Here is a 215-nt window from a genome sequence, read left to right as displayed (position 1 = left end):
CGCGCGCCACGGCAGGTCGCCAGGCCCGCGATCTGGTCGAGCTGGCTCGCCGCCGTGGCCCTCGCCGTGTGCGCGGTGCCCCACTTCCCGCTGCAGCGCGACGGCGTCCCCCTCGGCCTGCACGCCTTCACCGTCGGGCTGTCGGTGCTCTGCACGGTGCTGGCCCTGATCCTGGTGGTGCGCCCCGGAACCGTGGTACTGACCGGAGCGGTCGT

Annotated in this window: 1 pseudogene; it reads left to right on the top strand. The window is 74.9% G+C overall.

Annotation, left to right across the window (positions count from 1 at the left end):
* Positions 1-215 (top strand): annotated as a pseudogene (locus B9S61_RS40620) (hypothetical protein); the annotation flags it as partial.

The sequence above is a fragment of the Streptomyces sp. SM1 genome (assembly GCF_002910825.1).
Classification (GTDB): Bacteria; Actinomycetota; Actinomycetes; order Streptomycetales; family Streptomycetaceae; genus Streptomyces; species Streptomyces okerensis.
This window is presented reverse-complemented; position numbering and strand designations above follow the sequence as displayed.